This is a genomic window from Mycobacterium sp. TKK-01-0059, assembly GCF_000709305.1.
Lineage (GTDB): Bacteria > Actinomycetota > Actinomycetes > Mycobacteriales > Mycobacteriaceae > Mycobacterium > Mycobacterium intracellulare.
This window is the reverse complement of record NZ_KL446993.1, coordinates 2,636,819-2,659,392: the sequence shown is the minus strand read 5'-3', so window position 1 is coordinate 2,659,392 and position 22,574 is coordinate 2,636,819. Positions and strand designations below refer to the sequence as shown.

The 22,574-nt window shown below is 66.6% G+C and carries 26 protein-coding genes; 16 read left to right on the top strand and 10 right to left on the bottom strand.

The window, feature by feature from the left end; all coding sequences use genetic code 11:
- Positions 1-40: 40 nt before the first annotated feature.
- The 5 genes from K883_RS12925 (at position 41) to K883_RS12905 (ending at position 4,097) form a co-directional block, all read left to right on the top strand.
- Positions 41-955 (top strand): alpha/beta hydrolase, encoded by a 915-nt coding sequence (locus K883_RS12925; protein ID WP_051197793.1) that lies wholly within the window; start codon positions 41-43, stop codon positions 953-955.
- Positions 955-1,770, top strand: coding sequence for an NAD(P)-dependent oxidoreductase (locus tag K883_RS12920; protein WP_020821636.1), 816 nt, complete (start codon positions 955-957; stop codon positions 1,768-1,770). The genes K883_RS12925 and K883_RS12920 overlap by 1 nt, the downstream gene beginning before the upstream one ends.
- Complete coding sequence (locus tag K883_RS12915) at positions 1,767-2,567, top strand: NAD(P)-dependent oxidoreductase (RefSeq protein WP_081656307.1); 801 nt, start codon at positions 1,767-1,769, stop codon at positions 2,565-2,567. The genes K883_RS12920 and K883_RS12915 overlap by 4 nt, the downstream gene beginning before the upstream one ends.
- Positions 2,568-2,679: 112 nt before the next feature.
- Entirely contained in the window at positions 2,680-3,885 is a 1,206-nt protein-coding gene (locus tag K883_RS12910; protein WP_008253682.1) for a cytochrome P450, read from the top strand.
- 11 nt (positions 3,886-3,896) lie between these two features.
- Positions 3,897-4,097 (top strand): ferredoxin, encoded by a 201-nt coding sequence (locus tag K883_RS12905; RefSeq protein WP_007777398.1) that lies wholly within the window; start codon positions 3,897-3,899, stop codon positions 4,095-4,097.
- A 3-nt stretch (positions 4,098-4,100) separates the two neighbouring features.
- On the opposite strand, the gene K883_RS12900 is transcribed toward K883_RS12905, so the two are convergent.
- From K883_RS12900 to K883_RS12860, 9 genes are all read right to left on the bottom strand, one after another.
- Entirely contained in the window at positions 4,101-4,385 is a 285-nt protein-coding gene (locus K883_RS12900; RefSeq protein ID WP_009952166.1) for a DUF1330 domain-containing protein, read from the bottom strand.
- 30 nt (positions 4,386-4,415) lie between these two features.
- Positions 4,416-4,604, bottom strand: a complete 189-nt coding sequence (locus tag K883_RS12895; RefSeq protein ID WP_008253680.1) for a ferredoxin — start codon at positions 4,602-4,604, stop codon at positions 4,416-4,418.
- The gene (locus K883_RS12890) at positions 4,601-5,875 is read right to left on the bottom strand and encodes a cytochrome P450 (protein WP_020821634.1); all 1,275 of its coding nucleotides are present in this window, start codon (positions 5,873-5,875) and stop codon (positions 4,601-4,603) included. The genes K883_RS12895 and K883_RS12890 overlap by 4 nt, the downstream gene beginning before the upstream one ends.
- A 153-nt stretch (positions 5,876-6,028) precedes the next feature.
- Complete coding sequence (locus K883_RS12885; protein ID WP_036454643.1) at positions 6,029-6,547, bottom strand: hypothetical protein; 519 nt, start codon at positions 6,545-6,547, stop codon at positions 6,029-6,031.
- Positions 6,544-7,158 carry a TetR/AcrR family transcriptional regulator gene (locus K883_RS12880; protein WP_036454641.1) on the bottom strand — a complete coding sequence of 205 codons (615 nt, stop codon included), beginning with the start codon at positions 7,156-7,158 and terminating at the stop codon, positions 6,544-6,546. The genes K883_RS12885 and K883_RS12880 overlap by 4 nt, the downstream gene beginning before the upstream one ends.
- A gap of 122 nt (positions 7,159-7,280) precedes the next feature.
- Positions 7,281-8,435, bottom strand: a complete 1,155-nt coding sequence (locus tag K883_RS12875) for a thiolase family protein (protein WP_036454639.1) — start codon at positions 8,433-8,435, stop codon at positions 7,281-7,283.
- A 4-nt stretch (positions 8,436-8,439) separates the two neighbouring features.
- The gene (locus tag K883_RS12870; RefSeq protein ID WP_036454637.1) at positions 8,440-9,273 is read right to left on the bottom strand and encodes an enoyl-CoA hydratase/isomerase family protein; all 834 of its coding nucleotides are present in this window, start codon (positions 9,271-9,273) and stop codon (positions 8,440-8,442) included.
- 59 nt (positions 9,274-9,332) lie between these two features.
- Positions 9,333-10,499: an acyl-CoA dehydrogenase family protein gene (locus K883_RS12865; protein WP_020821630.1), complete on the bottom strand. Its 1,167-nt coding sequence runs from the start codon at positions 10,497-10,499 to the stop codon at positions 9,333-9,335.
- 96 nt (positions 10,500-10,595) lie between these two features.
- Positions 10,596-11,894 (bottom strand): amidohydrolase family protein, encoded by a 1,299-nt coding sequence (locus K883_RS12860; RefSeq protein ID WP_036455460.1) that lies wholly within the window; start codon positions 11,892-11,894, stop codon positions 10,596-10,598.
- A gap of 385 nt (positions 11,895-12,279) precedes the next feature.
- Between K883_RS12860 and K883_RS12855 the strand changes: the two genes are divergently transcribed.
- From K883_RS12855 to K883_RS12820, 8 genes are all read left to right on the top strand, one after another.
- Positions 12,280-12,813, top strand: a complete 534-nt coding sequence (locus K883_RS12855; RefSeq protein WP_008253662.1) for a carboxymuconolactone decarboxylase family protein — start codon at positions 12,280-12,282, stop codon at positions 12,811-12,813.
- Positions 12,814-12,827: 14 nt separating this feature from the next.
- Positions 12,828-14,105, top strand: coding sequence for an aromatic ring-hydroxylating oxygenase subunit alpha (locus K883_RS12850; RefSeq protein ID WP_008253661.1), 1,278 nt, complete (start codon positions 12,828-12,830; stop codon positions 14,103-14,105).
- Positions 14,089-14,412, top strand: a complete 324-nt coding sequence (locus K883_RS12845; RefSeq protein ID WP_008253660.1) for a hypothetical protein — start codon at positions 14,089-14,091, stop codon at positions 14,410-14,412. The genes K883_RS12850 and K883_RS12845 overlap by 17 nt, the downstream gene beginning before the upstream one ends.
- A gap of 2 nt (positions 14,413-14,414) precedes the next feature.
- A complete protein-coding gene (locus tag K883_RS12840; protein WP_020821627.1) occupies positions 14,415-15,668 on the top strand; it encodes a metal-dependent hydrolase family protein in 1,254 nt (417 codons plus the stop codon).
- On the top strand, positions 15,646-16,116 hold the full coding sequence (locus K883_RS12835; protein WP_008253658.1) for a nuclear transport factor 2 family protein: 471 nt from the start codon (positions 15,646-15,648) through the stop codon (positions 16,114-16,116). Before K883_RS12840 ends, K883_RS12835 begins: the two co-directional genes overlap by 23 nt.
- A gap of 23 nt (positions 16,117-16,139) precedes the next feature.
- On the top strand, positions 16,140-17,237 hold the full coding sequence (locus tag K883_RS12830) for an acyl-CoA dehydrogenase family protein (protein WP_020821626.1): 1,098 nt from the start codon (positions 16,140-16,142) through the stop codon (positions 17,235-17,237).
- Complete coding sequence (locus K883_RS12825) at positions 17,234-18,067, top strand: acyl-CoA dehydrogenase family protein (protein ID WP_020821625.1); 834 nt, start codon at positions 17,234-17,236, stop codon at positions 18,065-18,067. Before K883_RS12830 ends, K883_RS12825 begins: the two co-directional genes overlap by 4 nt.
- Positions 18,068-18,154: 87 nt before the next feature.
- Positions 18,155-18,424, top strand: coding sequence for a DUF4190 domain-containing protein (locus tag K883_RS12820; protein WP_020821624.1), 270 nt, complete (start codon positions 18,155-18,157; stop codon positions 18,422-18,424).
- A gap of 8 nt (positions 18,425-18,432) precedes the next feature.
- Here K883_RS12820 and K883_RS12815 read toward each other — a convergent pair whose 3' ends face one another.
- Entirely contained in the window at positions 18,433-19,608 is a 1,176-nt protein-coding gene (locus tag K883_RS12815) for an acyl-CoA dehydrogenase family protein (protein ID WP_020821623.1), read from the bottom strand.
- A gap of 243 nt (positions 19,609-19,851) precedes the next feature.
- On the opposite strand from K883_RS12815, the gene K883_RS12810 reads away from it, so the two are divergent.
- The 3 genes from K883_RS12810 to K883_RS12800 all read left to right on the top strand — a co-directional run bounded on the left by K883_RS12810 (position 19,852) and on the right by K883_RS12800 (position 22,444).
- Positions 19,852-20,502: a TetR/AcrR family transcriptional regulator gene (locus tag K883_RS12810; protein ID WP_008253652.1), complete on the top strand. Its 651-nt coding sequence runs from the start codon at positions 19,852-19,854 to the stop codon at positions 20,500-20,502.
- Between the two features lie 239 nt (positions 20,503-20,741).
- A complete protein-coding gene (locus K883_RS12805; protein WP_020821622.1) occupies positions 20,742-21,590 on the top strand; it encodes a mycofactocin-coupled SDR family oxidoreductase in 849 nt (282 codons plus the stop codon).
- Positions 21,591-21,613: 23 nt separating this feature from the next.
- Positions 21,614-22,444 (top strand): SDR family NAD(P)-dependent oxidoreductase, encoded by an 831-nt coding sequence (locus K883_RS12800; RefSeq protein WP_086427173.1) that lies wholly within the window; start codon positions 21,614-21,616, stop codon positions 22,442-22,444.
- The last annotated feature ends 130 nt before the right edge of the window (positions 22,445-22,574 follow it).

The window sequence follows — 22,574 nt, the reverse complement described above, 5'->3', positions numbered from 1 at the left end:
CACTCCCCGCCCTCGACTCGTCATCGTCGACGGGGTGCCGATGTCGGCCATCGTCGCCGAGGCCGCCGACCCGAAGGCCGTGATCGTGGCCATCCACGGCGGCGGCACCACCGCCGTCTACTTCGATTGCCCCGGCCACCCGTCGTCCTCACTGTTACGCAGCGGCGCCGCAGCGGGATTCACCGTCGTCGCGCTCGACCGGCCCGGCTATGGCAGCTCGGCCCCCTATCCGGAGGCGATGGCGCGGCCCGAGCAACGAGTCGACCTCGCATACGGGGCGGTAAATCGCATCCTCGGACAGAAGCCGCGCGGCGCCGGGCTGTTTCTGATGGGCCATTCGGGCGGCTGCGAACTCGTCATGCGGATGGCGGCCGACGGGCGCGGCGCGGATCTGCTCGGCATCGAATTGGCCGGAACCGGCCGGCATTATCACCCCGCGGCCCGCGACATCCTGAAGACGGCGACGCGCGAACGTCGTCCCGCGGGACTGCGTGAGCTGTTGTGGCAACCCGAAAGCCTTTATCCGCCCGAGGTTCTCAACGGCGCGACGGTCTCCCCGACCGCCCCGTCCTACGAAGACCAGATGGTATCGAACTGGGCGCGCCAAGATTTCCCGACGCTCGCCCCCGCCATACGCGTGCCGGTGCGGTTCAGCATCGCCGAGCACGAAAAGGTCTGGCAGAACGACGCTTCGGCGATGGACGAGATCGCGGAGCTGTTCTCCGCAACACCGCGGTTCAGCGTTCATCGGCAACCCGATGCGGGACACAACATCAGCCTCGGGCACACGGCGCCCGCATACCACGCCACGGTTCTGGCGTTCGCGGACGAATGCATAAGGGCCCGGTCGGATTCGTCCGACTCGCCGAACGTTACAGCACAGTCACCGTCGGGCCCGAACGTGACTGAGGTGTCACGCTCGGCCGATGACGAACCCGATTTGGAGGCCGGTTGATGCGCGTCGGGTTCATCGGGTTGGGCAGTCAGGGCGGGCCCATGGCGCGGCGCATCGCCGAGGGCGGCTACGCCACCACGCTGTGGGCGCGCCGGCCCGCGACGCTCGAGGCGTTCGCCGACACCCCGGCCCAGATCGCCGGTACGCCGGCCGAACTCGCCGCGGCCAGTGACCTGGTCTGCCTCTGTGTCGTCGGCGACGCCGACATCGACGAGCTCACCGGCGGCGAAGGCGGATTGCTCTCGGCGATGAAGCCGGGCGGCATCATCGCGGTGCACAGCACGGTGCACCCCAAGACGTGTCGCGAGCTGGCGAAGCGGGCTGGAGCCGTCGGTGTGTCGATCGTCGACGCGCCTGTGAGCGGGGGCGGCGGAGCGGCGGCGGAAGGCCGCCTGCTGGTGATGGCCGGCGGTGACACCGAGACCGTCGAGCGCTGCCGCCCGGTCTTCGAAACCTATGCCGATCCGGTGGTTCATCTCGGCGAGCTGGGTTCGGGGCAGACCACCAAGCTGCTCAACAACTTGCTGTTCACCGCCAACCTCGCCACGGCGGCCACCGCCCTGTCGCTGGCGGACGCGCTGGGTGTCACCCCGGAGCGTCTCACCGAGGTCGTCTCCCGCAGCAGTGGAAACAGCTTTGCGCTCAATGCCCTTGGCGGCATCGGCGGGCTGGATCGGCTGGCCGGTGTCGCCGGGGGGCTGCTACAGAAGGACGTCCGGCTGGTCGTCGACCTTGCCGACCAGGCCGGGGCCGACGGCGGCGCCGTGCTCGCGGCGGCCGACGCGGCGCTGACGCTGATGGAGCACCCCCGTTGAGGGTCGGATTCATCGGCGCGGGGCGGATGGGTGGCCCCATGGTCGGTCGTCTGGTCGCGGCCGGTCACGACGTCCACGCCCTGGGCCGCACCGCCGAAAAGCGCCGCGAGCTCGAGCAACTGGGCGCGCGCGTCGTCGCGGACGCCGCCGACGCCGGCGCGCACGCCGACGTGGTGGTGCTCTGCGTGTTCACCGACGAACAGGTGCGCCGCGTGTGCCTGGACGGCGGATTCCTACCGGCCATGCCGTCGGGATCGACGCTGGTGGTGCACACCACCGCCAGCCCCAACACCATCGAGGCCATCGCCGCGCGCGCCGATCACCTCGACGTCGTCGACGCCGCGGTCAGCGGTGGCCCGCACGACATCGCGGCCGGCCGGCTCACGCTGTTCGTGGGCGGTGCCAAACCAGCGGTGGACCGGGTACGACCGCTGCTGGGTTGCTACGGCGATCCGGTCCTGCACGTCGGGCCCGCCGGCGCCGGCCAGAAGGTGAAACTGGTCAACAACGCCCTCTTCGCCGCACAGATCGGGCTGCTCGCGGAGGCCATCCGGCTGGGCGAACGCCTCGGCGTGCCCGAATCGACGTTGCTGAGCGCCCTGGGCCGTGGCAGCGCGACCAGTCGCGTGCTGGACCTCGTCGCGGCGGGCGGGTCCGTCGCGGAGTTCATCGAGGTAACCGGCGACTTCGTCGGCAAGGACGTGGCCGTGGTCCGCGATATCGCGGCGGAACTGGGCAGCGACCTGGGCGCGCTGGATCACGTCATCACGGCGATCGACACCGCGAAGTTGGTTTGAGATGCCAGCGTTTTGGTCTTTCCGGTTCGTCACGAAGGTATTACCGTTAGCGTTACAGTCGGGGACTCCGCTGTAAAGGTTTCAGCCCGACCCCGCCGCTGAGGAGGATTCAGTGACAAAACCGAAAGTTGTCTTCGATCCATACTCCGAGGACTACTTCAACAACCCATTCGACATCTATCGGCGGATGCGCGAAGACGCGCCCCTGTATTACGACGAAAAAGAGGACTTCTACGCGCTGACCCGCCATGAGGACGTGGCGGCCGCGTTCAAAGACTTCGAGACGTACTCGTCGGCGCGCGGCTGCGACCTGGCGATGGTGCGGCGGGGCATTGCCCCCGAGCAGAAGTCGATCATCTTCATGGATCCACCCGAGCACCGCCACATGCGCAGCCTGCTCAACAAGGCGTTCACCCCCCGGGCGATCCAATCGCAGCGCGAGACGATCATCGAGGTGATCGACAAGTACCTGGGCGCGGTCGATCCCGACAACTTCGACGTCGTGCAGGACTTCTCCGGTCCGTTCCCGGTGGAGGTCATCACCCGGATGGCCGGTGTGCCCGAGGAATACCGCCAGCAGGTCCGGCACTGGATCGACACCAGCCTGCACCACGAGCCGGGCCAGATCGAGGTCAGCGAGGCCGGGGTGCAGGCCAACATCGACACGGCAATGTACTACTTCAGCCTGGTCCAGGAACGGCGCCAGGAGCCGCAGGACGACATGATCAGCCGGCTGATCGCCGCAGAGATCCCCGGCGAAGACGGCCAGCTGCGCAAGCTCGACGACATCGAGATCTGCGGATTCGCAACCCTTCTGGGCGGAGCGGGCGCCGAGACCGTCACCAAACTGATGGGCAACGCCGCGGTGATCTTCGCCAATCACCCCGACCAGTGGCAGAAGCTGCAGGAGGACCGGGACAAGATCCCCGGGGCGGTCGAAGAACTCCTGCGCTACGAGGGGCCGGTGCAATACAACGTCCGCTACACCCTCAAAGAGGCCCACGTCAGCGGCGGCGTCATTCCGGCGGGCAAACCCGTGTTCCTGTGCGGCGCCGCGGCCAACCGCGACCCGGATGCCTTCACCAACGCCGACACGTTCGACATCGAGCGCGACCACACCGAGGCGCAGCACCTCGGACTCGGGTACGGGATCCACAGCTGCCTGGGCGCCGCGTTGGCCCGCCTGGAGAGCAGGATCGCGCTGGAGCGGCTGCTCGACTTCATGCCGCGCTACGAGGTCAATTTGGCGGGGTGCAAACGGGTGACCATGCAAAACGTGGCGGGCTGGAAGAACGTGCCCGTCAAGGTGCTTCGTTAAAGGGGGCCACGATGACGAAGAAGATCGAAGTCGACTGGGGACTCTGCGAGAGCAACGGTGTCTGCATGGGCATCAACCCGGACATCTTCGAGCTCGGCGACGACGACATGCTGACCGTCCACCAAGAGGAAGTCACCCCGGAGAACGAGGCGGACGTGCGCGAGGCCGTCCGTCAATGCCCTCGGCAGGCAATCTCCATCGTCGGTGAGTAGCGATCAGAATCCGGAGAGGATGACCGCGTTGCAGTCGGCGGCCTGCTGGCGCAGCTTCGCCGCCTTTTGGTAGCCCTCGGATTCGTACCAGGCCCGGGCGGCATCCACCGATTCGAATTCCAGGACGACGGTCTGGTCGCCGTGCCAGTCGCCCTCGATGACTTTCGGCGCAGTGTCCACCGCGAGAATGGTGGCGCCGCTCATCGCCGATCCGGCCGCCTGGGCGTACGCCTTCATGCCCTCCGGGTCCTTGATCGCCTCGGTCAGGATGACATAACCTTTTGCCACTCCGAATCTCCTTGCCTGCCTGTGGATTAGTTACTTCTCGCTGATCGCCTGCTCGGGACAACACTGGATGGCTTCCCGGGCGTCGGCCTCCAATTCCGTTGGGACGTCGGAATCTATCGCTTCGGCGTAGCCGTCGTCGGTCAGGCTGAACACGTCGGGACACAGCGTCAGGCACATCCCGTGACCGCGACACCGCTGATCGTCCACCCAGACCTTCATGCGAGCGTGAACTCCAGGTGCAGTTCGGTCAGGCCACGCAGGATATACGTCGGAACGTATTGGTAGCGACGGTTATCCGCGGGCCCGTGGACTTCCTCGTTGATCCTGATGTCCGTCGTGCGGTCGAGCAGCCGTTCGATCGCCACCCGGGTTTCGGCCCGCGCCAGCGGGGCGCCGGGACAGCTGTGAATTCCGCGGCCGAAGGAGATGTGCTGCCTGGCGTTCTTGCGGGCCGGGTCGAACGTGGCGGGGTCTTCGAACCGGCGCGGGTCACGGTTGGCCGCGGCCTGCACGATCATCACCGTGGTGCCGGCCGGCAGGTCGACGCCACCGACGTTGACCGGTCGCCTGTTCATCCGGAAGTCGCCCTTGACGGGGCTCTCGTGGCGCAGCGACTCTTCGATGAAATTCGGGATCAGGCTGCGATCCTTGCGCAGCTGCGCCTGGATGTCGGGGCGCTCGCCCAGCGTCTGCAGGGCCGCACCGAGCAGTCGCACGGTGGTCTCCTGGCCCGCCGAGAAGACGTTGCTGGCGACGCGCGCGACGTCTTCGACCTCCGGGATCGAACCGTCGGGATAGGTGGCGGTGGCCAGGCCGGTCAGCACGTCGTCACGCGGCTCGCTCCGGCGGTCGCGGACGTAATCGGAGAACAGGCCGTAGAGGAATTCCAGCGGGCTGTGGGCCAGCGATTCCTTGCCGGTGCCGCCGACGCCGCCACCCGAGTGCTCGCGGATGCCCTTGACGAATTTGTCGCGGTCCTCCATGGGCACGCCCAGCAGGTCGGCGATCACCAGCAGCGTGAAGGGGCCGGCGAAGCCCTTGATCCATTCGCCGTGACCGGGCGCCAGAAACTCGTCGAGCGCCTGGTCGGCGAGCGCCCACATCGCGTCCTCGTTCTCCTTGAGGCGCTTGGGGGTGATCAGCCGCATCAGCAGGGAGCGGTGGTTGGTGTGGGTCGGCGGGTCGAGCGTGGGCAACTGGTCGCTGAAGGGCAGTTCGTCGCGGTGCCGCTCGATCAGCTCGGTGACGTCGTCGCCCTCGAGCGGCACCGGAAAGCCGGGGAACGGGCCGGTCACGGAGATGCACGACGACCACGTCTCGGCGTCGTTGAGCACCGCGCACGCCTCGTCCCAGCCGGTGATCATCGTGACGTCGTGATGGCTTTCCCGCGTGACGGGGCACCGCTGGCGCAGCGCCTCGTAGTAGGGGTACGGGTCCGCGATGAGCTCGCTGCCGCGGAAGAAGTCCAACTCGGAGAATTCCTTCGTCATCTCCTGCTCCTTGAATCTCGGCTAGTGAGAACGTGCCTCTCGCAGATGAGCATTACATTTCCATAGGGCGCGGTGGTCGTCAACGCGGGGTCCCGTCCGCGCGCCGAGACGGGCGGCACGTCGAGCCGTCGTGCGGGCCCCCGGCACGCCGAATCAGCTGGCGGGCACCAGATCGGCGGCGACCGACGGCCACGCCAAAAGACCGCTCCGAAAGGTCTCGACGTGCGCCACGGGACGCTGCGGGGCGCCCGCGGCATTCGACGCGGCCGCCAGGGCCTGCGCCTTGAACGTCTGGGCGGCCATGCTCAGCTGGTGTTGCACCAGTCCGACGCTTTCGTCGAGTTCGGACGGCCAGTTCTCCCCCCACAGCGTGACCTCGGTGACGCCGTGATCGAGGGCCTGCAGCACGCCCTGACGCACCCGCGGATCGCAGCCGAACAGGTCGGCCGCGGCGGCCAGGGCCTGCGGTCGGGGACGCGACCGCACCGACGTCAGGGCGTCCTCGAGGTCGAGCACCCGGGCGCCGACGATCTGCAGGGGCCGGACGTCGGGGTGGTCCGCGACCAGCACGGTGACGTCCCATCCCGCCATCGACCGGTCGAAGATCCAGCCGCCGGCGAAGCGCACCACGTCGATGACGGTGGCGGCGACGACGTCGAGCCGGTATCTCATGTCGTCGCGGGTTTCTTCGTGGGCGCGAAGTCCCGCGCCAGTGTCTCGGCGTACTGCTTGAACACCTCGGGGAGCGGTATCGAAGGATCGAGCAACCATGTGGTTTCCATTCCGTGGACGAAGGCGAGGATTTCCACTGCCTTGACGGCGGGGTCGATGTCGTCGCGGTACCGGCCATCGGCCTGACCGCGACGGATGAGGTCGGCGACGATGTCGGTCGCGGCGCGGTGCCGGGCCAGCATCCGGTCGTGCAGCGGCGCCTCGGGGAGGATGTTCTCCACCAGCAGCACCGTGAAGGTGCCCACCAGCTCGGGGGCGCGGTGGAACCGGTCGGCGACCTGGGTGATCTGGTCGAAGAGGTCGCCGGTTCGGTCGGCGTGGGTGTCGTCGTCGAGGTCGCGCGCATCGAGCACGGCGTGCAGCAGCTGCTCCTTCGATTCGAAGTGATGCAGCAGGCCCGCGGGGGTCACCCCGGCCTCGCCGGCGATCTGGGCGAGCGTCGTGCTGCGCCAGCCGTTGCGGGTCAGGAGGCGTTGGGCGACGTCGAGGATCCGCTGTTTGCGGTCCTCCCCCTTGGCGAGAAGCGTGTCGTAGCGCCGTGCGACGGCCAACTGGACTCCCTGGAGCAAACGGGTGCGATTGGCGGCTGAACCAACCTAGTGAACACACAGTAGGTTAGTTGGGCGGCTGTGACAAGGGTCACCGGGGTGTCTTTTCGTGAGCCGGGTCGCCGCTAGCCGACGAGCTCGACCAGCGTCGCGTTGGCGGTCCCGCCGCCCTCGCACATGGTCTGCAGCCCGTACCGAATCCCGTTGTCGCGCATGTGATGCACCATGCGGGTCATCAGCACGGCTCCCGAAGCGCCCAGCGGGTGCCCCAGCGAGATCGCGCCGCCCAGCGGATTCATCCGAGCGGGGTCCGCCCCGGTTTCCGCCAGCCACGCCAGCGGGACCGGCGCAAACGCCTCGTTGACCTCGAACACACCGACGTCGGACAGCGCGACGCCGGCCTTGCTCAGCACCTTCTCGGTCGCGGGAATGGGGCCGGTGAGCATGAGCACCGGATCCGCCCCGGTGACCGCGCCCGCCACGTACCGCACGATCGGGGTCAGGCCCAGTTCGACGGCCATCTCGGCGGTGGTCACCAGCAACGCGGCCGCGCCGTCGGAGATCTGCGAGGAGTTGCCGGCATGGATCACGCCGTCCTCGGTGAAGGCCGGCTTGAGCGCGGCGAGCTTCTCCGCGCTGCTTCCGCGCCGCACCCCCTCGTCGGCGGCCACGACGTTGTTCTCGGCGCCGTCGACGAACACCGGCACGATCTGGTCGGTGAACGCGCCGCCGTCCTGGGCCGCGGCCGCCCGCTCGTGGGACTCGGCGCTGTACTCGTCGAGGCGGGTGCGGGAGAAGCCCCACTTTTTGGCGATCATCTCCGCCGAGAGGCCTTGGTTGAAGGAGAAATCGTCATAGCGGGCAAGCACTTTCGGGCCATAAGGCATGCCCGAGGCGCGCGCCGAGCCGAGGGGGACGCGGCTCATGACCTCGACACCGCCGGCCACCACGACATCCTGCTGGCCCGACATGACCGCCTGCACGGCGAAGTCCAGCGCCTGTTGGCTCGAACCGCAGGCGCGGTTGACGGTGGTCCCGGGGATGCTTTCCGGCCAGCCGGCGGCCAGCACCGCGTAGCGGCCGATATTGCTGGACTGGTCGCCCACCTGGGAGACACAGCCCCACACCACGTCGTCGATGATCTCGGGGCCGATGCCGGTGCGTTCGACGAGTTCGTTGAGGACGATCGCGGACAGGTCGGCGGCGTGCATGCCCGCAAGTGCGCCGTTGCGCTTCCCGACCGGGGTGCGCACGGCCTCGACGATGACTGTTTCACGCATATCTCTACTCCGATTGTTTCTCGCCCGAATCCGGTTCCACCCCGGATTTTGTTAGGGCCCATCGACCAGTAAACGACGGCTCCCGCCGCTGCGCGAAAGCGGCATAGGCCGCCGCGGTGTCCGCGGTGGCGAAGTTGACTCCCTGCGCGCGGGCCTCGCTGGCCAGCGCGTCGCGCAAGGTGCGGTCGGCGCCCTCGTTCAGCAACGCTTTGGTGTGGGCGAGCGCGATCGGGGGGCCGGCGGCCAGCCGATTGGCGAGATCCGTGACGAAGGCGTCGATCTCCGCGGCCGACACCACCCAGGTCACCAGGTTCAGCGCGCACGCCTCCTCGGCATCGATGGTGTCCGCGAGCAATGCGAGGCGCTTCGCCTGTTGCAGGCCAACGATTTTGGGCAGCAGCCAGGAGCCGCCGAGGTCGATCGACAGACCACGCTTCGAAAAGATCTGACAGAACGTCGATTCCGGGGTCGCGACCACCAGGTCGCAGCCCAGCGCGAGATTCCAACCGGCCCCGACGGCCACACCGGTCACCTTGGCGATCGTCGGAATCGATAGCTCGTGCAACGCCAGCGCCACGTCGGTCAGGCGCTGCAGCTTGTATTTCGGATGGATGTCCTCGGGCACCGAGATGTCGGCCCCCGAGCAGAAGCTGCCCCCGGAACCGGTGAGCACGAGCGCGCGCACGCCAGGATCGTGACCGGCGGCGTCGAGCGCGTCGCGCAGGGCGACCCACAATTGCGGGTTGATCGCGTTCTTGCGCCGTGGCCGGTTGAGGGTGAGGGTGCGCACGCCGTCGCGGTCTTGCGACAGCAACGACGGTCCGTCGTTCGTGGTCATCGGTGTCGAACGCGCGTCACATCACCACACCGCCGTCAACCGGCGGCAGCCAACCGGCATCAGTAGCTCCTCGGCAGCTTCAAAACGTTGGCTCCCAGGAAATTCAGGATCATCTCCTGGCTGACCGGCGCGATCTTCATCAGCCGGGCCTCACGGAAGTAGCGGGTGATGTGGTACTCCTCGGCGTAACCCATGCCGCCGTGGGTTTGCAGCGCGCGGTCCGCGGCGGTGAAGCCGGCGTCGGCGCACAGGTACTTGGCCGTATTGGCCTCTCGCCCACAGGGTTTGCCGTTGTCGTAGAGCCAGGTGGCCTTGCGCAGCATCAGCTCGGCGGCATCGAGCCGGGCCAGGGAATCGGCGAGCGGGAACTGCAGGCCCTGGTTCATCCCGATCGGCCGGCCGAAGACCTCGCGCTCGTTGCCGTATTTCACCGCCTTGTCGAGCGCCACCCGGCCGATACCGAGAGCCTCGGCGGCGATCAGCATCCGCTCCGGGTTCAAGCCATCGAGGATGTACTGGAATCCCTTGCCCTCCTCACCGACCCGGTCCTCGACGGGCACCTCTAGGTTGTCGATGAACAGCTCGTTGGAGCTGACGGCGTTGCGGCCCATCTTGCGGATCGGGCGGATGTCGACCCGGCTCCGGTCGAGGTCGGTGAGGAACAGCGTCATACCGTCGGTCTTCTTGGTGACCTCGTCATAGCTTTGGGTCCGGGTCAGCAACAGGATCTTGTCGGATTCCATCGCTTTGGAGATCCACACCTTGCGACCGTTGACGATATAGCGATCGCCGTCGCGCTTGGCGAACGTGGTGATGCGGGAAGTATCAAGCCCCGCACCGGGTTCGGTCACCCCGAAGCAGACGTGTACCTCTCCGGTCGCGACCGCGGGCAGCGTCCGGGCCTTTAGGTCATCGGAGCCGTGCACCACCACGGGCTGCATGCCGAAGATGGACAGGTGGATCGAGCTGGCGGCGTTCATGGCGCCGCCGGATTTGGCGACCTCCTCGAGCAGGATGGTCGCTTCGGTGATCCCGAGGCCGTGGCCGCCGTATTCGGTGGGGATGGTCATTCCCAGCCAGCCGCCATCGGCGATGGCGCGGTAGAACTCGGTCGGGAATTCGTGCGCCTGGTCCTTTTCCATCCAGTACTGGTCGTCGAACTTGCGCGCCAGCTCCGCGACGGACCGACGGATCAGTTCCTGGTCCTCGGTCAGCTCAAAGTTCATTCCACCCACTGGTGGCACTCCTCGTCCTCAGCGCGAGCAGACGCAGAACCGCACGAATTCCGCCCGAACAGTGCGATTCTGCGTCTGCTCGCCAGGTCAGTCCTTGTTGCCGGAAAGGGCTTTGGCGTTGGCCGCGAAATCCGCGAAGGACGAGCCGCCTCGGCTGTCCTTTTCGTGGCCCTGGGCCTTGATCGACACGTCGTGCCCCTCGGCGGCTTTGCGCAGCGCACCGACGGTCGCCTGCTCCCGCGAAATGTGGGTGAACGGGTCGAACGAGTACCAGCGCATGGCGTTCTCGTAAGTCATCTTGTTGATCTCGTCGTCGGGAACACTGTTGAGGGACAACACATCCCAGAGCTCTTCGGGCGCACCCGGCCACATTGAGTCGCTGTGCGGGTAGTCGGCCTCCCAGCAGATGTTGTCGATGCCGATCATGTTGCGCAGCGCCACGCCGACCTTGTCGCTGATGAAGCAGGTCAGGAAGTGGTCGCGGAACACCTCGCTGGGCAGCTTGCCCTTGAAGTCCTGGTGCGTCCAGGCGGAGTGCATCTCGAAGGTGCGGTCCGCGCGCTCCAGGAAGTAGGGAATCCAGCCCGTTCCGCCCTCGGACAGCGCGATCTTGAGGTCCGGGTACTCCTTGATCGGCGTGGACCACAGCAGGTCCGCGGCGGCCTGCACGATGTTCATCGGCTGCAGCGTGATCATCACGTCCATCGGCGCATCCGGCGCGGTGATGGCCAGCCGCCCCGAGGAACCGATGTGCACGTTCATCACGGTGTCGGTGTCCACCAAGGCTTTCCACAGGGGGTTCCAGTATTCGTCGTGGAAGCTGGGATAGCCCATCGCGGCCGGGTTCTCGGTGAACGTCAGCGCGTGCACACCCTTCTTGGACACCCGGCGCACCTCGGCGGCGCATGCCTCGGCGTCCCAGATGACCGGTATCGCCATCGGGATGAACCGCGCCGGGTAGGCGCCGCACCACTCGTCGATGTGCCAGTCGTTGTAGGCCTGCACCAGCGCGATCGAGAAGTCGTTGTCGTCGGTGGCGAACAGGCGCCCGGCAAAGCCGGGGAACGACGGGAAGCAGATCGAGGCCAGGATGCCGCCGGCGTTCATGTCTTTGACGCGCTCGTCCACGTTGTAACAACCCGGCCGGATCTCGTCGAGCCCGGTCGGCTCGATGCCGTACTCCTCCTTCGGCCGGCCGGCCACCGCGTTGAGGGCCACGTTGGGGATGACGGTGTCGCGGAACTTCCACATGTCCGAGCCGTCGGCGTTGTGCACCAGCCGGGGCGCATCGTCCTGGTACTTCTTTGACAGATGGTTCTTGAACATGTCGGGCGGCTCGACCGTGTGGTCGTCGACGCTGATCAGGATCATGTCCTCTTTGTTCATGGCCGTCCCTTCCGTCGGTTCCACCGAGTCGATCACGGACTCGGCGAATCGCTGTCCCGTGCCAAGATCACTAAAATGAAAACTATCTTCTCGCCAGGCGAGAATCAACATCCATCGGTTGCTGAGCCGGCCCGCACCCGCCTGACCAGCGACCGAAGGAAGGGGCGAATTCCCCGCCGCCGACCGGCGATGCCATGAGGTAGGACCCGGCCTGACGCCGCGGCGCCCTTGTTGGGCACAGCGGCCATCCCGACCACCGCGTAGACCAAGCGATGACCGCACCTGTACTCGAGCGACACGCCGGCATTGACCGGGCGCACGTTTCGTGCCAGTCTGTTAGTTGCAAATGAGAATACGATTCTCTTTCACCGAGAGGACACTGCTAATGCGCTTGCGGCCGCTCCCCGCCGATCAGTGGGACGAGGCTACCCAGCAGGCACTCTCGGCCATGCGTGAAGCGGACACCAACAACGCGCTGTCGACGCTGGCGCACCACCCGGCGCTGGCCAAGGCGTTTCTTCGCTTCAATGTGCACCTGCTGACGTCGTCCACGCTGCCGCCTCGCATCCGCGAACTGGCCATCCTGCGGGTGGCCCATCGCCGGCACTCTGCCTACGAGTGGTCCCACCACGTCCGCATGGCCAAGGAAGAAGGCATCACCGAGGACCAGATCGCGGCGGTGCAGCGTGCGGAGGGACTCGACGCCTTCGACCAAGCCGTGATCACCGGGGTCGACGAGCTCGACGAGAAATCGGAATTGTCCGACCACACGTGGGCGGCGTTGGGCGAGCGCCTCAACGACCAGCAACGCATGGACTTCGTCTTCACGGTCGGCTGCTATGCGCTGCTGGCCATGGCCTTCAACACGTTCGGCGTCCAGCCCGAACACGCCGCCACAGCCGCTAACAACGTCGAATAAGAGGAGTAAGAACGTTGCCGCACTTCCCCAAGCCAGCCGCCGGCAGCTGGACAGAAAACTACCCCGAACTGGGCACCGAACCGGTCGACTACACCGACTCGATTGATCCCGCATTCTTCGAAGCCGAGCGCGATGCGGTCTTCCGGCGGATGTGGCTCAACGTCGGAAGGGTCAACCGGCTCCCCCGCACCGGCAGCTACTTCACCAGGGAACTGCCGGCGGCCGGCAAGGGGACGTCGGTGATCATCGTCAAGACCAAGGACGGGTCGGTCAAGGCCTACCACAACGTCTGCCGCCACCGCGGAAACAAGCTGGTGTGGAACGACTTTCCCAACGAGGAGACCTCTGGCACCTGCCGGCAGTTCACCTGCAAATACCACGCCTGGCGCTACAACCTCGACGGTGACCTGACCTTCATCCAGCAGGAAGAAGAGTTCTTCAACGTCGACAAGGGCGACTACGGGCTGGCACCCGTCCGCTGCGAGGTATGGGAAGGCTTCATCTTCATCAACTTCGATGACAACGCGGCGCCGCTCACCGACTACCTCGGGCCGCTGGCCAAGAGCATCGAGGGCTACCCCTTCGGCGAGATGACCGAGGCCTACTCCTACCGGGCCGAGGTCGGCAGCAACTGGAAGCTCTTCATCGACGCGTTCGTCGAGTTCTACCACGCGCCGATCCTGCACCAGGGGCAGTACACCAAGGAAGAAGCCGCCAAGATCCAAAAGTTCGGCTACGAGGCGCTGCACTACGAGGTGGCCGGCCCGCACAGCCTGCAGTCGACCTGGGGTGGCCAGGCGCCGCCCCCGGACATGTCCATGGTCAAGCCCATGGACCAGGTGTTGCGCAGCGGATTGTTCGGCCCCTGGGACAAGCCCGAGATCATCGAAAAGCTCGAGCTGCCTCCGGGTGTCAACGTCAAGCGGGTGCCGCAGTGGGGCATCGACTCGTGGCTCTTCTACCCGAACTTCATGCTGCTGATCTGGGAGCCCGGCTGGTACCTGACCTATCACTACTGGCCCACCGCGGTGGACAAGCACATCTTCGAGTCCACGCTGTATTTCGTCCCGCCGCGCAATGCGCGGGAGCGTCTGGCCCAGGAGTTGGCCGCGGTGACGTTCAAGGAGTATGCGCTGCAGGACGCCAACACCCTGGAAGCGACCCAGACCATGATCGGCACCCGGGCCGTCAAGGAGTTCCTGCTGTGCGACCAGGAAGTCCTGATCCGCCATCTGCACCACACGACCGCCAACTACGTCAAGGAGTACCAGCGCAATGGCGCTACCGTCTGAATTCGCCGCCCTCGAGCCATATTTGGACTGGGACCTGGCCACCGAGCCCGAGCGCTACGCCAAGCGGCTGGCCTCGACGATGCCGGAGATGCAGGAGTTCTACGATGCTGCGTTCCCGTTGCTGAACGACGTGATCGCGTACTGCGACAAATATCCGCTGGACGACCTGCCGGACGACGCAAAGACCCTGATGCACCTGATGCAATCGTTGGTGATGGTGTCGTTCCCGATCGAGGCGTGGAAGCAGCCCCGCGTCCCGGACAGCGGCGCGGCGTGGGTTGAGGTGCTTCGGGAGCCGGTGATCTGACGTTGTCCGACGCTCTTCGCGCAAGCGGCTCACCGCAGCTGACCCTCAAGGCCGCCGGGCTCCTCGACGTTGACAGCGGCGAGATCCTTCGGCCCGGCATCGTGCGGATCGAGGGTGACCGGATCGTCGGTGTGGGGGGCGAGCCGGAAGGCGAGCTCATCGATCTCGGCGACCAGATACTGCTGCCCGGGTTGATGGACATGGAGGTCAACCTCTTGATGGGCGGGCGCGGCGAGACGCCCGGGCTGTCCCAAGTGCAGGACGACCCACCGACGCGGGTGCTGCGCGCGGTCGGCAACGCCCGACGCACGCTGCGCGCCGGGTTCACCACCGTGCGCAACCTCGGCCTGTTCGTCAAGACCGGCGGATACCTGCTGGATGTCGCGCTGGGCAAGGCGATTGACGCGGACTGGATCGAGGGGCCCCGAATCGTCCCGGCCGGTCACGCGATCACGCCCACCGGCGGGCACCTGGACCCGACGATGTTCGCCGCGTTCATGCCGGGCGCACTCGAGCTCACGGTTGAAGAGGGCATCGCCAACGGCATCGACGAGATCCGCAAGGCGGTGCGATACCAGATCAAGCACGGCGCCGAATTGATCAAGGTGTGCGTTTCGGGCGGCGTGATGTCGTTGACCGGCGAGGCCGGCGCACAACACTATTCGGACGAGGAACTGCGCGCGATCGTCGACGAGGCGCACCGGCGCGGGCTGCGCGTCGCCGCGCACACGCACGGGGCGGAAGCGGTCAAGCACGCGGTCGCGTGCGGTATCGACTGCATCGAGCACGGCTTCCTGATGGACGACGAGGCCATCCAGATGCTGGTCGACAACGACCGGTTCCTGGTGACCACCCGCAGGCTCGCCGAGGCGATGGACGTGTCCCGCGCCCCGAAGGAGTTGCAGGACAAGGCCGCCGAGATGTTCCCGAAGGCGAAGACGTCGGTCAAGGCCGCCTACGAGGCCGGCGTGAAGATCGCGGTCGGCACGGACGCCCCGGCGATACCCCACGGCAAGAACGCCGACGAACTCGTCACGCTGGTGGAGTGGGGCTTGCCGCCCTTGGCCGTGCTGCGCGCGGCCACCACCACCGCGGCCGAGCTCATCGACAAGACCGACCGGGGGCGCCTCGCGACGGGCCAGCTCGCCGATATCATCGCGGTGCCGGGGAACCCGTTGGAAGACATCACCGTTACCCGCAACGTCAGCTTCGTGATGAAAGGTGGCAAGGTCTATGTCGACCCCCGGTCAGCCTGAAAGCGGGCCAACCAGAACTGACGACCTCGTCGAGATCCAGCAACTGCTCGGCCGCTACGCGGTGACCATCACCCAGCAGGACATCGACGGGCTGGTCGCGGTCTTCACCCCGGACGGAACCTACAGCGCGTTCGGCGAAACCTACAGCCTGAGCCGCTTCCCGGAACTGGTGGCCGCGGCCCCAAAGGGCTTGTTTCTCACCGGGACTGCGGTGGTCGACCTCGACGGTGACGCGGCCAGCGGGACCCAGCCGCTGTGCTTCATCGACCACTCCAGCCACGACATGCGGATCGGCTACTATCGCGACACCTATGTGCGGACCGCCGACGGGTGGCGCCTCAAGACCCGCGCGATGACGTTCATCCGCCGCAGCGGTGTGCACGATTCCGGGCGCCCGCACGCCATCGGGCGCCCCGCCGGTGACTCGGCGGCCCAGCCGACGACCTAAGGAGCCAAGCGATCGACGGTGCGGTGAATGTCGAGCAGTTCCGGGCGGACCTGCGCGCGTGGCTCGACGACAACGATCTGACACCCGGGCCCGACCACTCGCTGCGGGGCCACATGCAGCAGTTCGCCCGGGTCAGTCGCGCGCTCTACGACGCCGATTGGATGCGCTACGGCTGGCCGGAGGACGTCGGCGGATTGGGCGGTCCGGCGGTGCTGCGCGCGGTCGTCGGCGAAGAAGTGGTGGGCCGTCGGCTGGCCGAACCCGGCCCGTACTCGATGCTCGAAGTGCTGGCACCCACCATGATCGACTACGCGCCCCCGGAGCTCGCCGCGGAGATGGTGCCGCGGCTGCTGAGCGGCGAAGAGCAATGGTGCCAGGGCTTTTCCGAACCGGGATCCGGCAGTGACCTCGCGTCGCTGACCACTCGCGCGACCCAGCAGGGCGACAACTGGATCGTCAACGGGCAAAAGGTGTGGACCAGCTTCGCGCAGTTCTCGACGCGGTGCGTCCTGCTCACCCGCACCGCGCCGGGCCACGACGGCATCACCGCCTTCTTCGTCGACCTCGACACCCCCGGCATCACCATCCGGCCACTGCGCACGATGCACGGCGTCGACGAATTCTGCGAGGTGTACTACGACGACGTGGTGATTCCGGCGAGCAGGATGCTCGGCCGGCCTGGGGACGGCTGGCGGCTCGCCATGGACCTGCTGCCCTATGAGCGTTCCTCCTGCTTCTGGCAGCGAATCGCCTACCTCTACTCCCGGTTCGACGACCTGATCGCCGAAGCGTCCGAGATCGGTGAGCCCGACGAATCCGCGCTGGGCGCAGCCTATCTGGCGCTGCACACCCTGCGCTGCCGTTCGCGCGCCACCCAGCACCGGATGCGCGACGGGGCCCGCCTGGGCCCGGACACCTCCATCGACAAGGTGTTGTTGGCCGCCGCCGAGCAGCGGCTCTACGACACCGTCCATGACCTGTTGCCGGGGAAGCTCGAACTCGAAGACACACCGTGGCGTTCGGAGTACCTGTACTCGCGCGCGGCGACGATCTATGGCGGTACCGCCGAGATCCAGCGCAATATCATCGCCCGCCGATTGCTCGACCTCGGGAAGGAGTGACCGTGACGCCTTCGCCGAACACCGAGTCAGACCCCGAATCGCTGCGTCTGCTGGCCGACGCGTTGCGGACGACGATGGGCGCCGCCTCCGGAGCCAAGCTCGACACCGCACTGACCGACCTCGGCTGGCGCGACATGCTCGACGAAATGCCCGACGCCGCAATACCGTTGGTCTTCAAGCTGCTCGGCGAGACCGGCTCGCACGCGCCCGTGCTCAACGATGTGCTGCTGTGCGCGGCCGGTGATGCGCCCGGGGGCGCGCTTCCGCTGCCGTTCGCCGGCGGGTCCTGGGTGCTGTGGGAGCGTCGCGACGAGTCCGACGCGGCGATCGATGAGCTGCTTCCCATACACCCTGTGCCGCAAGGCGATCCATTGCCATCGGCCGCGCTGCACGCGGGATGGCGCGCCCTTGGCTGGTGGCTGGTCGGCACCAGCCGCGCCATGCTCTCGCTGGCCCGTCAACATGCCCTGGACCGCGTTCAGTTCGGTCGCCACATCAGCTCCTTCCAGGCGATCCGACACCGTCTGGCCGAGACGCTGGTGGCCATCGAGGGCGCCGAGGCGACGCTGCAGGCCGCCACCGAGTGCGACGACGAGGGGCTAGCCGCACTGCTGGCCAAAGCCGCGGCCGGCCAGGCGGCGCTGACCGCAGCACGGCACTGCCAGCAGGTGCTCGGCGGTGTCGGATTCACCGCCGAACACCCGCTGCACCACCACATCAAACGCTCGCTCATTCTCGACGGACTGCTGGGAAGCGCGCGAGAACTCACCCGCGAGGCCGGAAGAGCTTTGGTGACAACGGGATCCGCCCCACGGCTTGCCCAGCTGTGACGGATCGGCCCGCGCGATGACGATCGGCGGGCCTCTTCTCGGCGGCGTCCACGTAGACTCGTCCCGACACCACAAGGATGGGACGCAATGAGTCACCCCGACGCACCGCGCAACGAGGCCGGCGTCGCCTCGCTGCTGCTGGGCCTGGTCGGGCTCATCACGTGTTGGATGATGCTGGGGGTGCCGTTCGGTATCGCGGCGGTGGTGACGGGCGACGTCGCCCGGCGGCGCGTCGCCCGCGGGGAGGCGAACAATCCCCGAACCGCGTTGGCGGGAATGGTTTTAGGCGTGATCGCGGTACTGGTCGGTCTCGTCGCCATCGGCTATTACGCCAGGCTAGACGTCGCCAGGCACTGAGGCGCGGATCAATTCCGCGGCAGCCCGAGCACGCGTTCGGCGATGATGTTGCGCTGAATTTCCGAGGTGCCGCCGGCGATGGTCGCGGCGAACGTGCGCGTGTACCGGTCGAACCAGGCGCCGTAATGGCTGTCCAGGTTGAGTGGTGCGAACGGGGCGGTGACCCCGTGCAACGCCAGTCCCTCGCCGCCCTTGGCGCCCAGGGCGTCCTCGCAGGCGCGTTGCATTGCCTCCGATCCCAGCAGCTTGAGCACCGACTGGGCCGGCACGTCCTCTTCGCCGCGCGCGGCTTTGGCCAGCGTCGCCGACCCGAGCAGTCGCATCGCGTAGAAATCCATCACCAGCGTCGCGTAGCGATCCCGCTGAACGGGCCCCGCGGGGCTGGACTCGACGGTCAGCGCGTGCAACATGTCTGCGTAATCCAGCCACAGCATCGCGCGTTCGTGACCGAGCGAACCGGTCGCCACGCGCCAGCCCGCATTCAGCTCGCCCACCAGGTTCTCGGCCGGCACGCGCGCGTCGGTGAAGAAGACCTCATTGAAGTCGACGTCTTCGATGTCGCCCATCGACGCGAATGGACGGCGGACCACACCGGGGGTGCCGGTCGGAATCAGTAACGCGCTGATGCCCTTGTGCTTTGGGGCGTCCGGATCGGTGCGCACGAACGTCAACAGCACGTCGGCGTGATGGGCGCCCGATGTCCACACCTTCTGCCCGTTGACGACGAAGTGGTCGCCGTCAAGCACCGCACGGGTTTTCAGCGACGCGAGGTCGGATCCCGCGCCCGGTTCGCTCATGCCCAGTGACGCGGTGATCTCCGCCCGCAGGATCGGCACCGCCCAGCGCTGCTTCTGTTCGGGGGTGCCGAACGTCAACAACGACGCCGCGATGATGCCCACGCCCTGCGGGTTGAAGCTTTGATAGATCCGCCGTCGTGACAACTCTTCTTGGTACACGTATTGCTGCAGCAGCGTCGCGTTGCGCCCGCCGAACTCCGGGGGGTTGCCGGGCAGTAGCCATCCGCTGTCGAACAGCAGGCGTTGCCAACGGCGGGCCCACGCAGGGATGTCCGAACTCGACTGCGGCCGGTCGAGTGCCTCGGCCTCGGAAGGCAGATGCTCATCGAGGAACGCGATGAATTCGGCGCGGAACGCCTCCACGTCGGCATCAAACGTCAGCTGCACGGCACTTCCCGAAATGGTCCTGAGCGCAATCGCGCCGCCGATAGATCATGCTTTCCGCCAGCGGCGCGGTTCACTCTTGCGATTACGCTTCCCTACACACGTCTAAGAGAATAGTATTCTCGTGGTAAGAAAGTTACAATCTCCGACACGTGATCCGTGAGGGGGTCGAGCGCAGCGATGTCACGGCGTTCTCCGGTAGAGTCCAACCATGTTCTCCCAGCGCGGCAATCACCTGAGTCGGCCGTGACCAGTCCCAGCGAAGAGCCGGCCTGGAAGCAACGCGCTGTCGAGCGGTCCATCAAGACGGCGAAACTGCGTGCGGCGCAACGTGTTCAGCGCTTCCTCGACGCCGCCCAGGCCATCATCATCGAAAAGGGCAGCACCGACTTTACCGTCCAGGAGGTCGTCGACCGCTCCCGCCAGTCGCTGCGCAGCTTCTACCTGCAATTCGACGGCAAGCACGAGCTGTTGCTGGCGCTGTTCGAAGACGCGCTGAGCCGCTCAGCCGACCAGATCCGCGCCGCCACGGAAAGCCACACCGATCCGCTGGAGCGGCTGCAGGTCGCCGTGCAACTGCTATACGAGGCCTCGCGCCCGGATCCGACCGCCAAGCGCCCGCTGTTCACCGACTTTGCTCCGCGACTGCTGGTTACGCATCCGGCGGAGGTCAAGGTCGCGCATGCTCCGCTTCTGGCGTTGCTGACGGAACTGATGGACGCGGCTCACGATGCCGGCAAGTTGCGTAACACCATCAATCCCAAGCGCGTGGCCGCCATGACCATGCAGACGGTGATGTTCATCGCCCAGTCCAGCGGCGGCCCCGACGACGCGACGACCCACCCCATCACCGCAGAAGAGGTATGGGACTTCTGCTCACGCGGTTTCGTCGCGTAGCACGCCCCCACGGGCCGTGATCTTCCTCGCTCCGGAGCTGAGCAGATAGCGCACGCCGTTTGCCCGTGAGAATGAGATTCTCTAATATCTAGAACCACAAATAGCCGAAACGGATTCGCCATTGACACCCGTGTTGGCCGAATGACAGAGTTCAAAAGCGGCAAGACCCACGATCCGGGGACGCGATTGTTCTCCGCGCAGGCTGTGCCGATCAGATCAAGTCAGGAGTTGAGGTAGCCATGACCGGACGTGTTGAGGGCAAAGTCGCCCTGGTCACCGGAGCGGCGCGCGGTCAGGGCCGCAGCCATGCGGTGCGGTTGGCGGAGGAGGGCGCCGACATCATCGCCGTCGACATCTGCAAGCCCATCCGCGAGGGCGTGCTGGACACCGCGATCCCGGCGTCGACGCCCGAGGACCTCGCCGAGACCGCCGACCTGGTCAAGGGGCACAACCGCAGGATCTTCACGGCCGAAGTCGACGTGCGCGACTACGACGCGCTCAAGGCGGCGGTGGACAACGGCGTCGAGCAACTCGGCCGGCTCGACATCATCGTGGCCAACGCCGGAATCGGCAACGGCGGCGAGACTTTGGACAAGACCAGCGAAGAAGACTGGACCGAGATGATCGACATCAACCTGGCCGGGGTGTGGAAGACCGTGAAAGCCGGTGTGCCGCATCTCATTACCGGTGGCAACGGTGGGTCCATCATCCTGACCAGCTCGGTCGGCGGCCTCAAGGCCTATCCCCACACCGGCCACTACGTCGCGGCCAAGCACGGCGTCGTCGGGCTCATGCGCGCCTTCGGAGTTGAGTTGGGACAGCACATGATTCGCGTCAACTCCGTGCACCCCACGCACGTCAAAACGCCCATGCTGCACAACGAGGGCACGTTCAAGATGTTCCGGCCGGACCTGGAGAACCCGGGCCCCGACGACATGGCGCCGATCTGTCAGCTGTTCCACACGCTGCCGATCCCGTGGGTCGAGCCGATCGACATCAGCAACGCGGTGCTGTTCTTCGCCTCGGACGAGGCGCGCTACATCACCGGTGTGACCCTGCCGATCGACGCGGGTAGCTGCCTGAAATAGAGTTCCGTCCCATGGACGGCTTTCTGTCTGGCTTCGACGGCCGAGGGGCCGTGGTCACCGGCGGCGCCAGCGGCATCGGCTTGGCCACGGCCACCGAATTCGCCCGCCGCGGCGCCCGCCTGGTGCTCTCCGACGTCGATCAACCCGCGCTGGAACAGGCGGTGAATCGGCTGCGCGCCGAGGGTTTCGACGCACACGGAGTGGTCTGCGACGTCCGAAGTCTCGACGAGATGGTTCACCTCGCCGACGAAGCCTTCCGGTTGCTCGGCAGCGTCGACGTCGTTTTCAGCAATGCCGGCATCGTCGTCGCGGGGCCGATCGGCCAGATGAACCACGACGACTGGCGCTGGGTGATCGACATCGACCTATGGGGATCGATCCATGCCGTCGAGGCCTTCGTGCCCAGGTTGATCGAACAGGGCAGCGGCGGGCACATCGCCTTCACCGCGTCCTTCGCCGGGTTGGTGCCCAACGCCGGTCTCGGGACGTACGGCGTCGCCAAATACGGTGTCGTCGGCCTCGCCGAGACACTGGCGCGTGAGGTCAAGGCCAATGGCATTGGCGTATCGGTGTTGTGCCCGATGGTCGTCGAAACCAAGCTGGTCTCCAATTCCGAGCGAATCCGCGGCGCGGACTACGGGCTGTCGGCCAGTCCCGAGGGGGCGTTCGGGACGTTGCCCACCCAGGACGAGAGCGTCGGCGCCGACGACGTCGCGCGGCTGACCGCCGACGCGATCCTGGCCAACCGGCTGTATATCCTGCCGCACGCGGCGGCCCGGGCGTCCATCCGCCGCAGGTTCGAGCGCATCGACCGGACCTTCGACGAACAGGCCGCCGAGGGCTGGACGCACTAGGTCAAATGGCCCGACTTCTCAGCGGCCTGTTCCAGGCCCCATCGTCGTCGCGCTAGGTCGAATGGCCCGACTTCTCAGCGGCCTGTTCCATGCCCCATCGTCGTCGCGCTAGGTCGAATGGCCCGACTTC